The sequence below is a fragment of the Actinomadura vinacea genome (assembly GCF_039532545.1).
GTDB classification, from domain to species: domain Bacteria; phylum Actinomycetota; class Actinomycetes; order Streptosporangiales; family Streptosporangiaceae; genus Spirillospora; species Spirillospora vinacea.
Genome location: NZ_BAAARW010000039.1, coordinates 421494 through 438407, shown reverse-complemented (window position 1 = coordinate 438407; position 16914 = coordinate 421494). Strand labels below are relative to the sequence as shown.

General features: G+C 73.6%; 16 protein-coding genes. 12 read left to right on the top strand and 4 right to left on the bottom strand.

Going from position 1 to position 16914, the window contains the following annotated elements; translation table 11 throughout:
• The first annotated feature begins 30 nt into the window (after nt 1-30).
• Nucleotides 31-720, top strand: coding sequence for a TetR family transcriptional regulator (locus ABD340_RS43285; RefSeq protein WP_344597412.1), 690 nt, complete (start codon nt 31-33; stop codon nt 718-720).
• Between the two features lie 12 nt (nt 721-732).
• Here the strand turns inward: ABD340_RS43285 and ABD340_RS43280 are convergent, their stop codons facing one another.
• A complete protein-coding gene (locus ABD340_RS43280) occupies nt 733-1797 on the bottom strand; it encodes an enoyl-CoA hydratase/isomerase family protein (protein WP_344597410.1) in 1065 nt (354 codons plus the stop codon).
• A 75-nt stretch (nt 1798-1872) separates the two neighbouring features.
• Between ABD340_RS43280 and ABD340_RS43275 the strand changes: the two genes are divergently transcribed.
• The gene (locus ABD340_RS43275) at nt 1873-3159 is read left to right on the top strand and encodes a CoA transferase (protein WP_344597408.1); all 1287 of its coding nucleotides are present in this window, start codon (nt 1873-1875) and stop codon (nt 3157-3159) included.
• Complete coding sequence (locus tag ABD340_RS43270; protein WP_344597407.1) at nt 3156-4577, top strand: amidohydrolase family protein; 1422 nt, start codon at nt 3156-3158, stop codon at nt 4575-4577. Before ABD340_RS43275 ends, ABD340_RS43270 begins: the two co-directional genes overlap by 4 nt.
• Here ABD340_RS43270 and ABD340_RS43265 read toward each other — a convergent pair whose 3' ends face one another.
• Genes ABD340_RS43265 through ABD340_RS43255 form a run of 3 tightly spaced genes read right to left on the bottom strand, consistent with a single transcriptional unit; the run spans nt 4578 to nt 6591 of the window.
• Complete coding sequence (locus tag ABD340_RS43265; RefSeq protein WP_344597405.1) at nt 4578-4982, bottom strand: nuclear transport factor 2 family protein; 405 nt, start codon at nt 4980-4982, stop codon at nt 4578-4580.
• Nucleotides 4979-5767, bottom strand: coding sequence for a FadR/GntR family transcriptional regulator (locus tag ABD340_RS43260; RefSeq protein WP_344597403.1), 789 nt, complete (start codon nt 5765-5767; stop codon nt 4979-4981). The genes ABD340_RS43265 and ABD340_RS43260 overlap by 4 nt, the downstream gene beginning before the upstream one ends.
• Before the next feature lie 44 nt (nt 5768-5811).
• Entirely contained in the window at nt 5812-6591 is a 780-nt protein-coding gene (locus ABD340_RS43255; protein WP_344597401.1) for an SDR family NAD(P)-dependent oxidoreductase, read from the bottom strand.
• Between the two features lie 107 nt (nt 6592-6698).
• Here ABD340_RS43255 and ABD340_RS43250 point away from each other — a divergent pair, with 107 nt between their 5' ends.
• The 9 genes from ABD340_RS43250 (at nt 6699) to ABD340_RS43210 (ending at nt 16748) form a co-directional block, all read left to right on the top strand.
• Entirely contained in the window at nt 6699-7913 is a 1215-nt protein-coding gene (locus ABD340_RS43250; RefSeq protein WP_344597399.1) for an acyl-CoA dehydrogenase family protein, read from the top strand.
• Nucleotides 7914-8035: 122 nt separating this feature from the next.
• The gene (locus ABD340_RS43245) at nt 8036-8800 is read left to right on the top strand and encodes an SDR family NAD(P)-dependent oxidoreductase (RefSeq protein ID WP_344597398.1); all 765 of its coding nucleotides are present in this window, start codon (nt 8036-8038) and stop codon (nt 8798-8800) included.
• Nucleotides 8801-8862: 62 nt separating this feature from the next.
• Nucleotides 8863-10146: an acyl-CoA dehydrogenase family protein gene (locus ABD340_RS43240; RefSeq protein ID WP_344597397.1), complete on the top strand. Its 1284-nt coding sequence runs from the start codon at nt 8863-8865 to the stop codon at nt 10144-10146.
• Nucleotides 10143-11258 carry a phosphotransferase family protein gene (locus tag ABD340_RS43235; protein ID WP_344597395.1) on the top strand — a complete coding sequence of 372 codons (1116 nt, stop codon included), beginning with the start codon at nt 10143-10145 and terminating at the stop codon, nt 11256-11258. The genes ABD340_RS43240 and ABD340_RS43235 overlap by 4 nt, the downstream gene beginning before the upstream one ends.
• 56 nt (nt 11259-11314) lie before the next feature.
• Nucleotides 11315-11668, top strand: a complete 354-nt coding sequence (locus tag ABD340_RS43230; RefSeq protein ID WP_344597393.1) for a hypothetical protein — start codon at nt 11315-11317, stop codon at nt 11666-11668.
• 3 nt (nt 11669-11671) lie between these two features.
• Nucleotides 11672-13141 (top strand): class I adenylate-forming enzyme family protein, encoded by a 1470-nt coding sequence (locus ABD340_RS43225; protein WP_344597392.1) that lies wholly within the window; start codon nt 11672-11674, stop codon nt 13139-13141.
• 31 nt (nt 13142-13172) lie between these two features.
• Nucleotides 13173-14333, top strand: a complete 1161-nt coding sequence (locus ABD340_RS43220) for an acyl-CoA dehydrogenase family protein (RefSeq protein ID WP_344597390.1) — start codon at nt 13173-13175, stop codon at nt 14331-14333.
• Nucleotides 14330-15394 carry an NADP-dependent oxidoreductase gene (locus ABD340_RS43215; protein WP_344597389.1) on the top strand — a complete coding sequence of 355 codons (1065 nt, stop codon included), beginning with the start codon at nt 14330-14332 and terminating at the stop codon, nt 15392-15394. Before ABD340_RS43220 ends, ABD340_RS43215 begins: the two co-directional genes overlap by 4 nt.
• Before the next feature lie 166 nt (nt 15395-15560).
• Nucleotides 15561-16748, top strand: a complete 1188-nt coding sequence (locus ABD340_RS43210; protein WP_344597387.1) for an amidohydrolase family protein — start codon at nt 15561-15563, stop codon at nt 16746-16748.
• Nucleotides 16749-16914 lie beyond the last annotated feature (166 nt).

Here is a 16914-nt window from a genome sequence, read left to right as displayed (position 1 = left end):
CCGGTCCGGAAGTCGCGGATAATGACATTCATGGCACGCCCCGCGAAGCCGCTGATCAGGTATGAAGCGGCGATCGAGACCTCGTTGGAGATCATCGACACCGAGGGCCTCGACGCCTTCAGCCTGCCGCGGCTGGCCCGCGAGCTGAACGTCCGCGCCCCCTCGCTCTACCACCATTTCCACGACAAGGCGGAGATCCTCCGGGGCGTCGCCCGGCGGATCGTCCTGGAGACCCGCATGCCGGACGAGCGGGCGGCCCCGAACTGGCTGGAGTGGTTCGTGGTCCTGAGCCTGAACTTCCGCGAGGCGGTGCTGCGCCACCGCAACGCGGCGCCGGTACTGCTCCAGTTCATGCCCCGCGACGTGCTGATCAGGACCTACGAGGCCAGCGCCCGCTTCCTGGCCGAACTCGGCGTGCCCGCCGACCAGCACGTGCTCATACTCGACGGGCTGGACAAGCTCACCCTGGGCGCCGCCATCAGCGAGGCGGCCAAGCCTCCGGAGGAGGGCGGGCGGGTCTTCACCAAGGTCGACGCCGCCACCGAGCCGACGCTCGCCAAGGCCGTCGAAGTCAACACGCGCTCAGCCGAGGAACTGTTCGCGGAATCGATCCGCGGTTTCCTGCGCGGCGCCGCGCCCTACATCGCCGCCGACGCGCCCCCGCCCAGCGGGACCCATGGACGGACCGTCCGCGACCTCGAGCCGGAAGCCGCCTCCTGATCGCGCGGCGTCTCAGCCCTTTCCCTCGATCTCGTCGACGAGCCCCCAGGCCAGGGCGGTCGCCGCGTCGATCGGCGCTCCGGTCAGGGCCAGATGCAGCGCCCGGTGCCGGCCGACGCGGCGCGGGACGCTCACCGTACCGCCCGCGCCGGGGATCAGCCCCATAGAGACCTCGGGCAGCCGGAACGTCGCGCCGGGCGAGGCCACCAGCGTCCCGGCGAAGGCGGGCAGCTCGATGCCCGCGCCGACGCAGGCGCCGTGGACGCGCACCTCGGTCCGCTCCGCCAGGCGGTGCAGAAGCCGTCCGGCGCCGCCGCGGGTACGGACGAGATGGGCGGTCACGAGGTCGGGCGTCGTGCCGAACTCGTCGAGATCGCCGCCGGCGCAGAACGAGGGCCCGGCGCCGTCCAGGACGACGCGGCCGATCCCGTCGTCGAGCACGGCGACCCGCAGCGCGTCGACCAGCGCGTCGCGTACCTGCCGCCCGTAGGCGTTGCGGCGCTCGGGCCGGTTGAGCGTGATGTGCAGCAGGTCGCCGGCACGGTCGGACAGCACCGGCTCCGCGGCCTCGGGCGGCCGCGGACGGGGGCCGCGCGCCGCCAGCCAGCGCGCGAACTCCGGCCCCGCCAGCAGGGTGGAGTAGGCGTACGACTCCACGTCCAGGGCGGCGGAGACGGGCATCGCCTCGGTCGCCCGCAGGACGTCGCGCAGTACCAGGGAGGCCCGGGGATTGCGGGTCACCGCGTCATGCACGTCCTGGAGCGCCTTCCCGGTGTCGGACACGACGATCACATCGCGCCCGGCCTGGGTGCCGGGGCCGGCGAGGGTGAAGTCGAGGGCGTCCACAAGGGCGGGTGCCGGGCCTCCGGCGGGAAGCACCCCCACCAGCAGCCGGTCGGAGGCCCGCGCGCGCCGGACCGCCCGTCCGGCGGTGCCGGCATCGGCGCCCTCCGGACGCGGGCGTTCGAGGTCGACGGCGACGAGCGGATCGAGCACCGCGCCGTCCTCGTCCAGGAGGGGCCCGTCGGCGGCGCCGTCGGCGAGGCCGGTCATGGAGACGCGCAGCGGTCCGCTCATCGGTGCCCTCTCACCTGGGGTTCCACGGCGGATCCCGGCAACGGTCCGCCCGCGGCCGGAGTGTATCGTCGGGCCATGCCGACCGACGCCGGCCTCGCCGCCACCCGCGGATCGGGGGAATCGGCCCAGGTCAGCGCCTGGGCGTCCGCGGGCGTGGTCGAGCTGACCGGGCGTCCGGACGGGCCGCCGCTGGTCCCGCCCGGCCGTGGCGCCCTCACCGCACGGGCCCTGGCGGAGCGGTTCGCCGTGAACACCGCCCGTACGGGACGGGCCGTCCGCCTGGACGGGTCCAGGCTGCTCTCCGAGCGCGCCGCCTTCCTAGGGCTGCGGCGCGGCGGCGCCGTTTCGGCGGGCGGAGCGTGCCGGCTGCTGCCGACCGCCGACGGCTGGGCGGCGGTGTCCTGCGCGCGTCCCGACGACCCCGCGCTGCTGGGCGCGCTGGCGTGCGCCGACGTCGGAGACGACCCCTGGCCCGCGATCACGCGCTGGCTGCGCGAGCACACCGGGGACGAGCTGGCCGAACGCGCCGGGCTGCTGGGCGTCGCGGCAGGTCCGGTCCGGCCGCGGCCGGCGCCTCCCCCGGCACCCGGCCGCCCCTCTGAGCCGCTGGAGCCGCGCCCGCTGGAGGGCCGCCTGGTGGTCGACTTCAGCGCGCTGTGGGCCGGCCCGCTGTGCGCCCACCTGCTCGGCCTCGCGGGAGCGCGGATCGTCAAGGTCGAGATCCCGGGCCGCCCGGACGGCGCGCGCCGCGGCGACCGGGGGTTCTACCGACTGCTGCACGCGGGCCACCGCTCGGTCGTCCTCGATCCCGCCACCGCCGAAGGGCGGCGCGCGCTGGCCGCCCTGGTCGGTGCGGCCGACATCGTCATCGAGGCGTCCCGGCCCCGTGCGCTGGCCCGGTTCGGCCTGAACGCCGAGGCCGCCGTCGCCGCCGGCACCACCTGGATCTCGATCACCGCCCACGGCCGGGCGAGCGACCGGGTCGGCTTCGGCGACGACGTGGCCGCCTCGGCCGGGCTGGTCTGCCGTGACGCGGAAGGGGCCCCGCTGTTCTGCGGGGACGCGATCGCCGATCCCCTGACCGGCCTCACCGCGGCCGTGCTCGCCTCCACCGCCGCGCCCCGAGGTGGCGGCACGCTCTGGGACCTGGCCATGTCCGACGTCGTGGCCGCGACACTCGGCCCGCCGGACGACTCCCCCTCCCTCCGCGCCGTCCGCGATGGGGACGGCTGGGCGGTGGACACCGGGGACGGCCTGGTCCCCGTCGAGCGCCCGGAGCGCCGCGCGGCCCGGGGCGAGGCGGCGGCCATGGGCGAGCACACCTCCGAGGTCCTGCGCGAGCTGCGGATCCCCGTGCCGTGACCGGGCTGCTGCTGCGCGACGCCGAGATCGGCGGCCGGGTCCGCACCGACGTCCGCGTCACCGGCGGCCGGATCACCGAGATCGGCGACCTGTCCCGCTCCCCCGGCGAGGCCGAGCTCCGCTGCCGGGGCGGGGCGCTGCTCCCCGGATTGTGCGATCACCACGTCCACCTGCACGCCCTGGCCGCCCGGAGGCGCTCGGTCCCGTGCGGGCCTCCGGCGGTCGCCGACCGGGCGGAGCTGGCCGCCGCGCTCCGGAACGCGGTACCCGACGAGCACGGCTGGATCCGCGGCGCCGGGTACGCCGAGACCGTCGCCGGCGTCCTCGACGCCGCCGCCCTGGACCGGCTGGAGCCGTCCAGGCCCGTGCGCGTCCAGCACCGCAGCGGGGCCTTGTGGACGCTCAACACCGCCGCCCTCGCCGCGGCCGGGATCGCCGGGGCCGACCACCCGGGGGTGGAACGCGACCGGGACGGCGCCCCGACCGGGCGGCTGTGGCGGGCCGACGACTGGCTCCGCACCCGCCTCCCGCACACCGGCCCCGCCCCCCTGGACGACGTGGCGCGGTCCCTGGCCGGGCTGGGCGTCACCGCCGTCACCGACGCCACACCCGACCTCGATCGCGAGGCGCTCACCGCGTTCGGGCGGGCCGTCCGGGACGGGACGCTCCCCCAGCGGCTGCATCTCCTCGGCGCCCCGCTGGAAGAAGCCCCGCCGGAAGAATGTGCGCCGACCGGCGCCGGGACCCGCGTCACCGTGGGCCCGTACAAGATCGTGATCGCCGACTCCGGGCTGCCCGACCTCGCCGGCCTGACCGAGCGGATCGCCGCCGCGCATGCCCGGGGCCGTCCCGTGGCCGCGCACTGCGTCACCCGCGAGGCGCTGGTCCTGCTGCTGGCGGCGCTGGACGAGGCGGGGGGCATGGCGGGCGACCGGATCGAACACGCCGCGGTCCTGCCCGCCGAGCTCGTCCCGGACCTGGCACGGCGCGGGCTGCGGGTGGTCACCCAGCCCGGTTTCCTCGCCGACCGCGGCGACGACTACCTGCGCGACGTGCCCGCCGAGGACCGGCCCGATCTCTACCGATGCGCGAGCCCGCTGGCGGCGGGCGTTCCGGTCGCCCTCTCCAGCGACGCCCCGTACGGGCCGCTGGACCCCTGGCAGGTGATGGACGCCGCCGTCCGCCGCCGGACCCGGTCCGGTGCCGTCGTCGGGCAGGAGGAGGCGATCTCCCCGCGCACGGCGCTCCGCTGCTACCTCGCCCCGCCCGAAGACCCCGGGGGACCGCCCCGGCGGGTACGGCCCGGCGCCGCCGCCGATCTCGTGCTCCTGCGCGTGCCCCTGGCCGAGGCCCTGCGCGGGCCCGGCGCCGGGCACGTCCGCACGGTCATGATCGGCGGACGGCCGCTCGAGGCATGATCAATCGGCCCGGCAGACCTCCATCAGCAGCTCGGAGATCTTCCAGCCGTCGAGGCGGACCAGTTCGTTGCGGTAGCGGCCCACCAGGACGTTGACCGTGCCGGGCGCGCTCCGCAAGGCCTTGTGGGAGGTGTGGTAGACCAGGGCGCTGGCCCGGTCGCCATGGATGTCCACGTGGTAGACGCTCAGGAAATGATGCTGCCAGAGCGCGTCGCGGGTCGAGTCGGCGATCCAGGAGACCGCGGCGTCGGCGCCGGTGATGGGCGCGCCGTTGCCGTAGCGGGCGTGCAGGTCGTCGGCGAGGATCGCGCGGAGCCCGCCGAGGTCGCCCGCGTCGATGGACGAGCCGTACCGGTACAGGGTGTCGGTGATGTCGAGCCGGTCCTTCAGCGCGTCCATGCTCATCGCCAGTCGATCAGCCCGTCCATGTTCTGGTTCCTGTAGTAGCCGGTCACGTTCCTGATGTGGGCGGCCATCTCGTTGCCGGCCTTGCGCGGATGGCCGGACATGATCGCCTTGGCGACCATGGCGTGGTCGTGGTCGAGGACCTCGGCCAGGTCGCGCGGGTCGGCGGTGACCATGACGTGGTGGCTGACGATCAGGCCCGGGGTCTGGAAGGTGAGCTCCAGGACCCGGTTGCCGGCCAGCCCGGCGATGGCCGAGTGGAAGTGGGCGTGGGCCTCGAAGAACGCCGTGGGGTCGTCGTCCCTGGTCGCCGTGGCCTCCAGGAAGGGCTCCAGGGCCTTGCGGGCGGTGGCGCGGTCGGCGTTGCGGGCGGCCAGCTCGGCGAGCATGGAGTCCATCAGCACCCAGGCGTCGAACAGCTCGTGGTAGGTGGCGCCGGCCAGGTGGTAGTACAGGGTGGCGGTGCGGCCCAGGTTGGCGGGATCGATCTGCCCGACGACGGGACCGCCGCCCGGGCCGCGCCGGATGGTGATGAGTCCTTGGACCTCCAGCAGCCGCAGGCCCTCGCGCAGCGACTCCCGGCTGACGCCGTAGCGCTCGAGCATGGCCGTCTCGGAGGGCATCCGGTCGCCGGTGCGCAGGCCCTCCTCCACCATGTCGTGCACGATGTCGCGCGCCACCGTCTCGGAGGTCTTGAGCCGGCGGGTGGCGGCGTCGCCGACCGCGATGTCCATGCAGCCGCGGGACAACGCGACGGTCGCCCTGGTCTCCGGTGCGCCCGACAATCGTTCACCTCCGGTCAATTCCTCATGATTAGTTTCCACCATAGTCACCAGGACGCCGTTCCGCCGTCGACGCTCCACAATGCCCCGGTGATCCCGGCGCCGGCCTCACCGGCGAGCAGCAGCGCGACCGCGGCGACCTCGTCCGCGGTGTTCAGCCGCCCGGTCTTGGTGGCGTCGACGAAATGGGCGACGAACTCCTCGCGGGTCATCCCGGCCGCCTCGGCGGCGGCGTCGCCGGAGGGCCGGGACCCGGTCGGGACCGCGCCGGGGCACAGGGCGTTGCAGGTCACGCCGTGCCTTCCGTACTCCAGCGCGACGGCCTTGGTGAATCCGTGCAGCGCGTGCTTGGCGGTGACGTAGTGGGAGATGGCCGGCATCGTCGCCTGCTTGCCCTCGACCGACGACATGTTGATGATCCGGCCGTGCCGCCGCTCCATCATCGACGGCAGCACCCGCCGGGTCGCCCAGAACGCGCTGTCCAGGTTCAGGGTCATGGCGTGCCGCCACGCCTCGTCGGCGAGTTCGTGGACCCGGGCGAAGCCGGCGCTGCCGCCGACGTTGTTGACCAGGACGTCGACGCGGCCGAATGCGTCCAGGGCGTGGTCGATCACCGCCTCGGCCTCCTCGCGCCGGGTGGCGTCGGCCCGGACGAAGCGCGCGGCCTCCCCGACCTCCGCGGCGGCCTGGGCGCCCTTCTCGGTGGACCGCCCGCTCAGCAGCACCGCGGCGCCGTGTTCGGCGAAGGCGCGGGCGACGGCCAGCCCGATGCCGTCGGTACCGCCCGTCACCACGGCGACCCGCCCGTCCAGGGAACGTCCGGTCATCTCGGCCCTCCATTGCGCGTCCGCCAATTTTCCGCTTAACCTCATGAGGAATATCCCGTCGTGCCGCCGCATGCAAGTAGCGGCGCGACCGATCTTCAGGGAGCGCCATGGATCTCGACGACTTCCGGCGGGACGCCCGGGCCTGGCTCCGCGACCGCACCGCGCCGCGGACGGCGGTCGCGGACGGTCCCGACGACGTGTCGATCTTCCACGACCTCCCGCCGGAGCGGGAGCGGGCGCTGATCCACCGGGCGATGGCCTGGCAGCGGGAGAAGTTCGACGCGGGCTACGGCGCGATCACCTGGCCGGCCGAGCACGGCGGGGCCGGGCTCGGGCCGGAGTTCGAGGAGGCGTTCAACGAGGAGCAGGCCCTGCGCGAGGTCCCCGCCGACCACGAGCTGTTCCGGGTCACCGTCCACCTCATCGCGCCGACGGTCCGGATCGCGGGCACGCCCGAGCAGCGGGAGAAGTTCGTCCGCCGCTTCCTGCGCGCCGAGGAGCTGTGCGTGCAGCTGTTCTCCGAGCCCGGCGCCGGCTCCGATCTGGCGGGGCTGGCCACCCGGGCGGTGCGCGACGGCGATGACTGGCTGGTCACGGGGCAGAAGGTCTGGAGCTCGGGGGCGCAGTTCGCCGAGTGGGGGATGCTCATCGCCCGCACCGACCCGGACGTCCCCAAGCACGCGGGCCTGACCGCCTTCCTGCTCCCGATGGACTCCCCCGGCGTCACCGTGCGCCCGCTGCGCCAGATGTCCGGCGGGGCGTCCTTCAGCGAGGTCTTCCTGGACGGTGTGCGCGTCCCGGACCGGCTGCGCCTGGGCGATGCCGGGCAGGGCTGGAAGGTGGCGCTCACCACCCTCGGTTTCGAACGGGAGATCAGCGGCGGCGAGAGCCGCGTCGGCGGCGGCTGGCGCCAGCTCCTCCCGCTGGCCCGCCGCCTGGGCCGCACCGGCGATCCGCTCGTGCGGCAGCTGCTGGCCGACGTCTACATCCACGAGCGCCTGGCCGAGGTGGCCGCCCTGCGCGACCGGGCCCGGCCCGGCGGGACGCCCGGGCCCGCGAGCTCGTTCCGCAAGCTCCACTGGGTGAACGGCATGGCCCGCGCGGCGCGCGCCGCCGAGGCCCTGCTGGGCCCGAGCCTGACCGCCGACACCGGCGAGCGCGGCACGTTCTCCTGGACCGAGCACGTCCTCGGCGCCCCGGGGTACCGGATCGCGGGCGGCAGCGACGAGATCCAGCGCAACATCATCGCCGAGCGCGTGCTGGGCCTGCCGGGCGAGCCCCGCGTGGACCGCGACCGCCCCTGGCGGGACCTGCCCCGCTGACGCCGTCGGCGGCGCGTCCGCGAGGACGCGCACACCCGGAGTGCACGCGCACCGCCGTAACGGCGGGTGTGCGGGTTCGCATGCGCGGCCGTCCCGGTGGCGGCCGCCGGTGAGGAGGATCCATGGAGCAGGCTGGACTGCCGCTGGAAGGCAAGGTCGCGCTGGTCACGGGCGGGAGCCGCGGGCTGGGGCGGGAGATGGTGCTGGCGTTCGCCGGCGCGGGCGCGGACGTGGTGATCGCCAGCCGCAAGGCGGCGGGATGCGAGGAGCTGGCCGAGGAGGTGCGCCGGACCACGGGGCGGCGGGCGCTGCCGTACGCGGTGCACGTCGGCGACTGGGACGGCCTGACCGCGATGGTGGACGCCGTCGAGGAGGAGTTCGGCCGGCTGGACGTGCTGGTCAACAACGCCGGCATCGCGCCCACCTATCCGAGCCTGGAGGAGGTGAGCGAGGCGCTGTTCGACAAGGTGGTCGAGGTCAACCTGAAGGGCCCGTTCCGGCTGACGGCCCTGGTGGGCAGCCGGATGGCGCGGGCGGGCGGCGGCTCGATCATCAATGTGAGCAGCGTGGCGTCGGTGCGGCCGACGCCCGGAGACCTGCCGTACGCGGCGGCCAAGGCCGGGCTGAACACGCTGACGGCGGGGTTCGCGGGGGCGTTCGGCCCGTCGGTGCGGGTCAACACGATCATGGCGGGCCCGTTCTTCACCGACATCAGCCGGGGCTGGGACATGGAGACCTTCCAGGAGATGGCCGACCGGATGCCGCTGGGGCGCGGCGGGGAGCCGCACGAGGTCGTCGGCGCGGCGCTGTACTTCGCCGGTCCCGCTTCAAGCTTCACCACCGGCGCGGTGCTCAACGTCGACGGAGGTCAGGCGGTCATCCGCTGAGCCCTTGTCAAAATTCCTCATGAGAAATATGGTCAGGACGAGCGTGCCGAAAGGAGCCGGGGATGGCCTGGGACTTTGAGACGGACGAGGTGTTCCAGCAGGAGCTGGACTGGGTCGAGGAGTTCGTGCGCGAGGAGGTCGAGCCCCTGGACTTCGTCGTCGAACACGCCTGGAACATGGCCGACCCGGTTCGGCAGAAGCTCGTCCCCCCGCTGCAGCAGCGGGTGCGCGAGCGCCGGTTGTGGGCCTGCCACCTGGGCCCGGAACTGGGCGGCCCCGGATACGGGCAGCTCAAGCTGGCCCTGCTCAACGAGATCCTCGGCCGCACCCACGCGGGGCCGATCGTGTTCGGCTGCCACGCGCCCGACTCGGGGAACGCCGAGATCCTGGCCCACTACGGCACGCCGCTGCTGAAGAAGCGCTACCTGGAGCCGCTGATCGAGAACGAGATCGTCTCGTGCTTCTCGATGACCGAGCCGCAGGGCGGCTCGGACCCGACCGGGTTCACCACCCGGGCCGTCCGGGACGGGGACGAGTGGGTCATCGACGGGGAGAAGTGGTTCTCCTCGCACGCGGGCTTCGCCTCGTTCCTCATCGTGATGGCGGTGACCGACCCGGACGCGCCGCCGCACGGCAGGCTCTCGGCGTTCGTCGTCCCGGCGGACACGCCGGGCATCGAGATCCTGCGCGACGTGGCGGTCTACGGGCACCGCGAGGGCGAGGGCACGCACGCCTACATCCGGTACACGGGCGTTCGGATCCCCGCCGACCACCTGCTGGGCGAGCAGGGCGCCGGGTTCGAGGTGGCGCAGACGCGGCTCGGCGGGGGCCGCATCCACCATGCGATGCGCACGGTGGGACTGGTCAAGCGGGCCTTCGACATGATGTGCGAGCGGGCGCTGTCCCGGACGACCAAGGGCGACGCGCTGGCCCGCAAGCAGCTCGTGCAGGAGATGATCGCCGACTCCTGGATCCAGATGGAGCAGTTCCGGCTGCTGGTGCTGCGCACCGCCTGGCGCATCGACAAGTACAACGACTACCGGAAGGTGCGCGCCGACATCGCGGCGGTCAAGACCGCGATGCCGAAGGTCCTGCACGATGTGTCCTCGCGCGCACTGCAGCTGCACGGCTCGCTCGGGGTCTCGTCGGAGATGCCGTTCGCCCGCTGGGTGATGGAGTCGTTCCACATGGGGATCGCCGACGGCGCGACCGAGGTCCACAAGACCAACCTGGCGCGGCTGCTGCTGCGCGACCACGAGCCCACCGACGGCCTGTTCCCGAGCGGGCACCTGCCCGCGCTGCGCGAGCAGGCCCGGGCCCGTTACGCCGGGGACCTGGACCTGTGACGGCGCCGTCCCCCTCCCCCGCCCCGGCCGGGCCCGACCGGCCCGCCGAGCCCGCCGAGCTGGCGCCGGTGCGTCCCGGCGAGGAGCTCGACTTCGACGCGCTCGCCGCCTACCTGCGGGAGCGGATCCCCGATCTCGACGGCGAGTTCGCGGTCCTGCAATTCCCGAACGGCTCGGCCAACCTCACCTACCAGGTGCGGTTCGGGTCCCGGCGGCTGGTGGTGCGGCGCCCGCCGTTCGGCGAGGTCGCCCCGGGCGCGCACGACATGCGCCGCGAGTACCGCGCCTTGTCGCGGCTGTACCGGGGCTACCCCCGCGCGCCCCGCGCGTTCGCCCTGTGCGACGACCCGGCGGTCATCGGCTCCGACTTCATCGTCATGGAGTACCGGCCCGGGGTCGTCGTCTGGGGCGCGGTGCCGGAGCCGATGCGGGGGCACCGGGACGCCGCCCGCCGGGTCGGCTTCGCCGTCGTGGACGCGCTGGCCGACCTGCACCGGGTCGACCCGGACGAGTGCGGGCTGTCGGACCTCGGCCGTCCGGCGGGCTTCCTCGAGCGGCAGGTCGCCGGCTGGAGCAAGCGCTGGAGCCTGGTGGCCCCGCCGGACGGCGGTCCCGCGGTGGAGGCGCTCGGCGAGCGGCTGGCCGCCGCGATCCCCGCCTCCGGCCGGCCGGCGGTCCTGCACAACGACTTCAAGATCGACAACTGCCAGTTCGACCCCGCCGACCCCGACCGCGTCGTCTCGGTCTTCGACTGGGACATGGCCACGCTCGGCGACCCCCTGGTCGACCTCGGCACCCTGCTGAACTACTGGCCCGACCCCGGCGACGCCGAGCTGCCCGGCGAGCTGGCGATACCGGCCGGGCTGGCGGAGATGGGCCTGCCGTCCCGGGCCGAGGTGGTCGAGCGCTACGCCGCCCGGTCCGGCCTCGACGTCGGGCGGGTGGCCTGGTACGAGGCGTACGGCTGCTGGAAGACCGCGGTGATCCTGCAGCAGCTGTACGCCCGGTACGTGCGGGGCGAGACGACCGACGAGCGGATGGGCACCCGGGGCGACTCGGTCGCCGGCCTCACCCGCCGCGGCCACGCCGTGCTCGACCGTCTCGCGTCCTGACCTGGAGCCCCCTTGGCCCCGCCTGATTGGACCCCGACCTAATGAGCATGGAAGTGATGAGCATGGAAGAAACAGGCACAGAGAAGACGAGCATCGAGCTGAAGCCTGGAACCCGTTTGGCCAGTGCCGTCTGCGACGCCGAGGTCGTCGTCGTCAAGGGGCCGTCCGCCCTGCCGTCCGACAAGGCGGCGTTGACGTGCGGCGGCGTGCCCATGAACCTGTCCGGCGCCGCGGGTGAACGCGTCGCGCCCGAGCAGCCGGACGGTGAGGGAACCCTTCTCGGCAAGCGCTACACGGACGAGGAAACCGGGCTGGTCGTGCTCTGCACCCGGGGAGGGACCGGGAGCCTGAGCCTGGCCGGCAGGCCGCTGCGGCAGATGGCCACCAAACCGCTTCCCGCCTCGGACTGAGCCGTGAACCTGGCCATGCTGGCGGAGATGGCGGCCGGCGCGTGCCCCGACCGGGTCGCCCTGGTCACGGCCGGTGAAGCCGTCACCTACGCGGAACTGTTCGAACGGTCGCGCGGGGTCGCGTCCCTGCTGGAACGCCACGACGCACGCCATGTGGCGCTCCTGGACGAGAACTCGGCCGCCGTCCCGGCACTCGTGTACGGCTCGGCGCTCGCGGGACGTGCCTTCGTGCCGCTCAACTACCGGCTCGACGACGCGCGGCTGCGCTCGGCCCTCGCCGGAATCGCCCCCGTGCTCGTGGTGGGCCGGAGCGAGGCCCTGGGCCGAGTGGCCGGGATCCCCGGCGTGACCCCCGTCCTCCGGGAGGAGGTCGAGCGGGCCGCCCCCGCCGCCCCTTCGACGGGAGCGGCACCCGACGACATCGCGGCGCTGCTGTTCACCAGCGGTACCAGCGGCGCTCCGAAGGCCGCCGTCCTGCGGCACCGACATCTGGTCTCCTACGTCATCTCGACGGTGGAGTTCATGGCGGCCGGCGAGGACGAGGCCATCCTGGTGAGCGTCCCGCCGTACCACATCGCCGGCATCTCCTCGATGCTGACGTCGGTGTACGCGGGCCGCCGCATGGTCCAGTTGCCCGCCTTCGGCGCCGAGGAGTGGGTGGCCCTCGCCCGGGACGAGGCCGTCACGCACGCCATGGTCGTCCCGACGATGCTCGGCCGCGTCCTGGACGTGCTGGAGCGCGACGGCGAGCGGCTGCCCGCGCTGCGCCATCTCTCCTACGGCGGGGGCCGCATGCCCGCGCAGGTCGTGGAGCGCGCTCTGGCGCTGCTGCCGCACGTCGGCTTCGTCAACGCCTACGGGCTCACCGAGACCAGTTCGACCATCGCGGTGCTCGGCCCGGAGGAGCACCGGCTCGGGCGCAAGCTGGGCTCGGTCGGCCGGCCTCTGCCGTCGGTCGAGGTGGAGATCCGCGACCGCGCCGGGGCCGCGCTGCCCCCGGGCGAGCCCGGCGAGATCTGGGTGCGCGGCGAGCAGGTCTCCGGGGAGTACCTCTCCCACCGGGCGGTCGCCGCCGACGGCTGGTTCCCCACCCGGGACGGCGGCCGGCTCGACGAGGACGGCTTCCTGTACGTCGACGGGCGCGCCGACGACGTGATCGTCCGCGGCGGCGAGAACCTGTCGCCGGGCGAGATCGAGGAGGTCCTGGCCGCGCATCCCGCCGTGGCCGACGCCGCCGTGGTGGGCGTCCCGGACCAGGAGTGGGGCGAGTGCCCGGTCGCGCTGGTGGTGTTCGCGCCGGGCCGGAGCGCGGACGGGGAGGAGCTGCGGTCCTGGGTGCGGGCGCGCCTGCGGTCGTCGAAGACGCCGGTGCGCGTCCACGTGCGCGACGAGCTCCCCTACAACGAAACCGGAAAGCTGCTGCGCCGCGTGCTCCGCGAGGAACTGGTCCGCGGCGAGCGCGTGCGGGTCTGACGACGAGGTCACGCCGACAGGGAGCGGACATATGAGAACGGACATGGATCTGGCGCCGAGCGAGGACGTCGAGGCGCTGCGGCCCGTCGTCCGGTCGTTCGTCGAGAAGGTGTCTCCGGAGGCGGAGGTGCGGCGCCTCATGGACACCGACCGGGGGCACGACCCCGCGGTGTGGCGGCGCATGGCGGGCGAGCTGGGCCTGACCGGCCTCGGCGTTCCGGAGGAGCACGGCGGCTCGGGCGGCGGCTTCCGCGAGATCGCCGTGGTGCTGGAGGAGATGGGGCGGGCCCTGATGTGCGCGCCGTACCTGTCCACGGTCGTGCTCGCGGCCGGCGCCCTGCTGCACTCGGCCGATGAGGACGCGCAGGCGGCCTACCTCCCGGGCATCGCGGCCGGGGAGACGACCGCGACCCTCGCGCTCGCGGAAGGCGACGCCCGGTGGGACGACCCCGCCGGCGTCAGCACGGCCGCGACCCGCACGGGATCCGGGTGGGAGCTGACCGGTAAGAAGCTGTTCGTGCTGGACGGGCTGTCCGCCGACCTCGTCCTCGTCGCCGCCCGTACCGGACCGGCGCCCGAGGACCTGGGCCTTTTCGCGGTCGAGGGCGGCGCGCCGGGCCTGGTCCGCGCGGCGATGACGACGCTCGACCCCACCCGCAAGCAGGCGCGGCTGGAGCTGGGGGGCGTCCCGGCGCGGCTCGTCGGCCCCGCGGACGGGGCCTGGCCGCTGATCAGGAAGGTCCTCGACCTGGCCGCGGTGGGGCTGGCCTGCGAGCAGACCGCCGGCGCGGAACGGGTCCTGGAGATGGCGGTGGAGTACGCGAAGACGCGGCACCAGTTCGCCCGGCCGATCGGGTCCTTCCAGGCGATCAAACACCGGTGCGCCGACATGGCGCTGGGCATCGACGCCGCACGGTCGGCGGCGGCGTACGCGGTGTGGGCGGCGTCGGGCGGGCCCGCCGAGCTGCCGGTCGCGGCGGCGATGGCCAAGGCGACCTGCTCGGAGGCGTTCGTGTTCGCGGCGGCCGAGAACGTCCAGGTGCACGGCGGGATCGGGTTCACCTGGGAGCATCCGGCGCATCTGTACTTCCGGCGGGCCAAGAGCGGCGCCCTGCTGTTCGGCGATCCCGCGCACCATCGGGACCGGCTGGTCGGGCACCTGCTCGACGCCGACGAGAGCGAGGCGGTGTGAGGACCGGACGGGAATGGCACCTGGTGCGCCGGCCGGTGGGCTCGCCCGGCGACGGCGATGTCCGTCTGGTCGAGGTCGAGGTGCCCGATCCGGGCCCCGGCGAGCTGCTGGTCCGCAACACCGTGATGTCGGTGGAGCCGTACATGCGCGGCAGGATGAGCGACCGTCCGTCCTACGCCGAGCCGTACGCGCTGGACGCGCCGATGGGCGGCCTGGCGGTCGGCGAGGTCGTCGCGTCGGGGGTCGAGGGGATCCCGGTGGGCGGCCGGGTGCGGCACGAGCTCGGGTGGCGCGAGTACGCGCTGGTGCCGGCCGAGGCGGCCGAACCGGTGGGAGACGATCTTCCGGCGTCGGCGCATCTGGGCGTGCTCGGGCTGACCGGGATGACCGCCCATGTGGGGCTCCTCAAGGTGGGGCGGTGCCGTCCCGGCGACACGGTGCTGGTGTCGGCGGCGGCGGGCGCCGTCGGAGCGGCGGTGGGCCAGATCGCCAAGGCCATGGGCTGCACCGTCATCGGCAGCGCGGGGTCGGCGGACAAGGTCCGCTTCCTGACCGAGGAGCTGGGCTTCGACGCGGCCTTCTCCCATCGCGATACGCCTGTGCGGGAGGCGCTGGCCGCGGCGCTCGACCGCGCCGGCGTCGGTGTCGACCGCGGCTTCACCGGCGGCGAGGGGGCGCGCGGCGGGGGTGTGGACGTCTACTTCGACAATGTGGGCGGCGAGCAGCTCGAGGCCGCGATCCGGGTGATGCGGACGTCCGGCCGGATCGTCCTGTGCGGCGCCATCTCGGTCTACAACGCGACCGAACCGGTGCCCGGCCCGCGCAACCTGCTTCTGATGATCTGGCGGCGGCTGCGCATGGAGGGCTTCCTGGTGACCGATCACGAGGAGGAGCGGGCGGCCTTCGAACGGGACATGGCCCGCTGGCTGCGCGACGGCGCGGTCCGCAATGTCGAGACCGCGGTCCCGGGCGGGATCGAGGCGGCCTGGCCGGCCTTTCTGGCGATGCTGCGGGGCGGGAACGTCGGAAAGACGGTCGTCCGGCTGGCCGGGACCCCGTGACCGGTGGAACCCGCAGCTCAGGGCGGCAGGAAATCATTATGAGGCTATTGACCTATTCCTCATGAGGTATTAGCGTCTCTACCACCCAAAGCAAATGGTCAAGGCGGTTTGGTCCGGTCCAGAGGACATGGCCCCAAACCCCTTGAGACGTCAGAAAGGCCACCCCATGGCGTCTGTCATCAGTGAGATCGAGATCATCGACACCGACACCCACGTGGTGGAGCCGCCGGATCTGTGGTCCTCGCGCCTGCCCGCCAAGTGGGGTGACCAGATCCCGCATGTCCGCTGGGACGAGCAGAGAGCCGAGGAGGCCTGGTTCATCGGCGGCGAGCGCATGGCCGCGGTGGGCGGCCCCGCGATGGCGGGCTGGACCGAGTACCCGCCCCACCACCCGCCCCGCTGGAGCGACATCGACCCGATCATGTGGGACGCCGCGGCCCGCGCGCGCCACATGGACACCTACGGCATCAAGGCCCAGGTGCTCTACCCCAACGTCGCGCTCTTCGACGCCCAGAAACTGCTCGACCTGAAGAACGCGGAACTGCAGCTCGCCACCATTCGCGCCTACAACGACTTCCAGGTCGAGTGGGGCAGCGCGGCACCCGGGCGTTTCGTTCCAATGGCCTCGCTGCCGTTCTGGGATCTCGACGAGACCCTCGCGGAGATGGCCCGCTGCGCGGAACTCGGGCACGGCGGGATCATTTTCACCCAGGACCCGGCGAATTTCGGCCTGCCGGGGCTCACCGACCGGCATTGGGACCGGATGTGGGCGGCCGCCCAGGAGATGCGCCTGCCGGTCAATTTCCACATCGCCTCCGGTGACCTGTCGATCATGCAGGGGCATAATCCGGAGAACGGCGAGCGCGCCAATTACGCGTCGATGGGCGTGTCGTTCTTCATGGGCAACGCGCGCACGATCGCCCAGCTCGTCACCGGCGGGATCTGCCACCGCTTCCCCGAGCTGCCGTTCGTCTCGGTCGAGAGCGGCGTCGGCTGGATCCCCTACGCGCTCGACGCCCTCGACTGGCAGTGGAAGAACTGCGGCGTCGCCCTGGAGCACCCCGAGTACGACCTGCTGCCCAGCGAGTACTTCCGCCGCCAGATCTACGGGTGCTTCTGGTTCGAGGACCACGGCGTCCGGTACGCGCTCGACCGGCTCGGCCCGGACAACATCCTCTACGAGACCGACTTCCCGCACCCGACGAGCATGTCGCCGGGTCCGGCGACCAGCGCGGTCGCGCCCAACGAGTACCTGGAGAGCACCTTCGGCGACCTGCCCGAGGAGACGCTCCGCAAGATCCTGCACGACAACGCCGCCCGCATCTACCGCATCGGGCAGGACTCCCGGAACTGAGCTTCCGCCAGGTCACAGGAGCCCACCGCACCGCTCGAGCGGACAGCCCGAGTACCAGGCCACGGGAGCGCAACCGCGCTCCCGTGGCACCACACCGCATGCGTACGCTGCGGTGATACGTCGCCCTCAGTGACGGCGACGCCATGTGACGACCACAGGTCCGCCT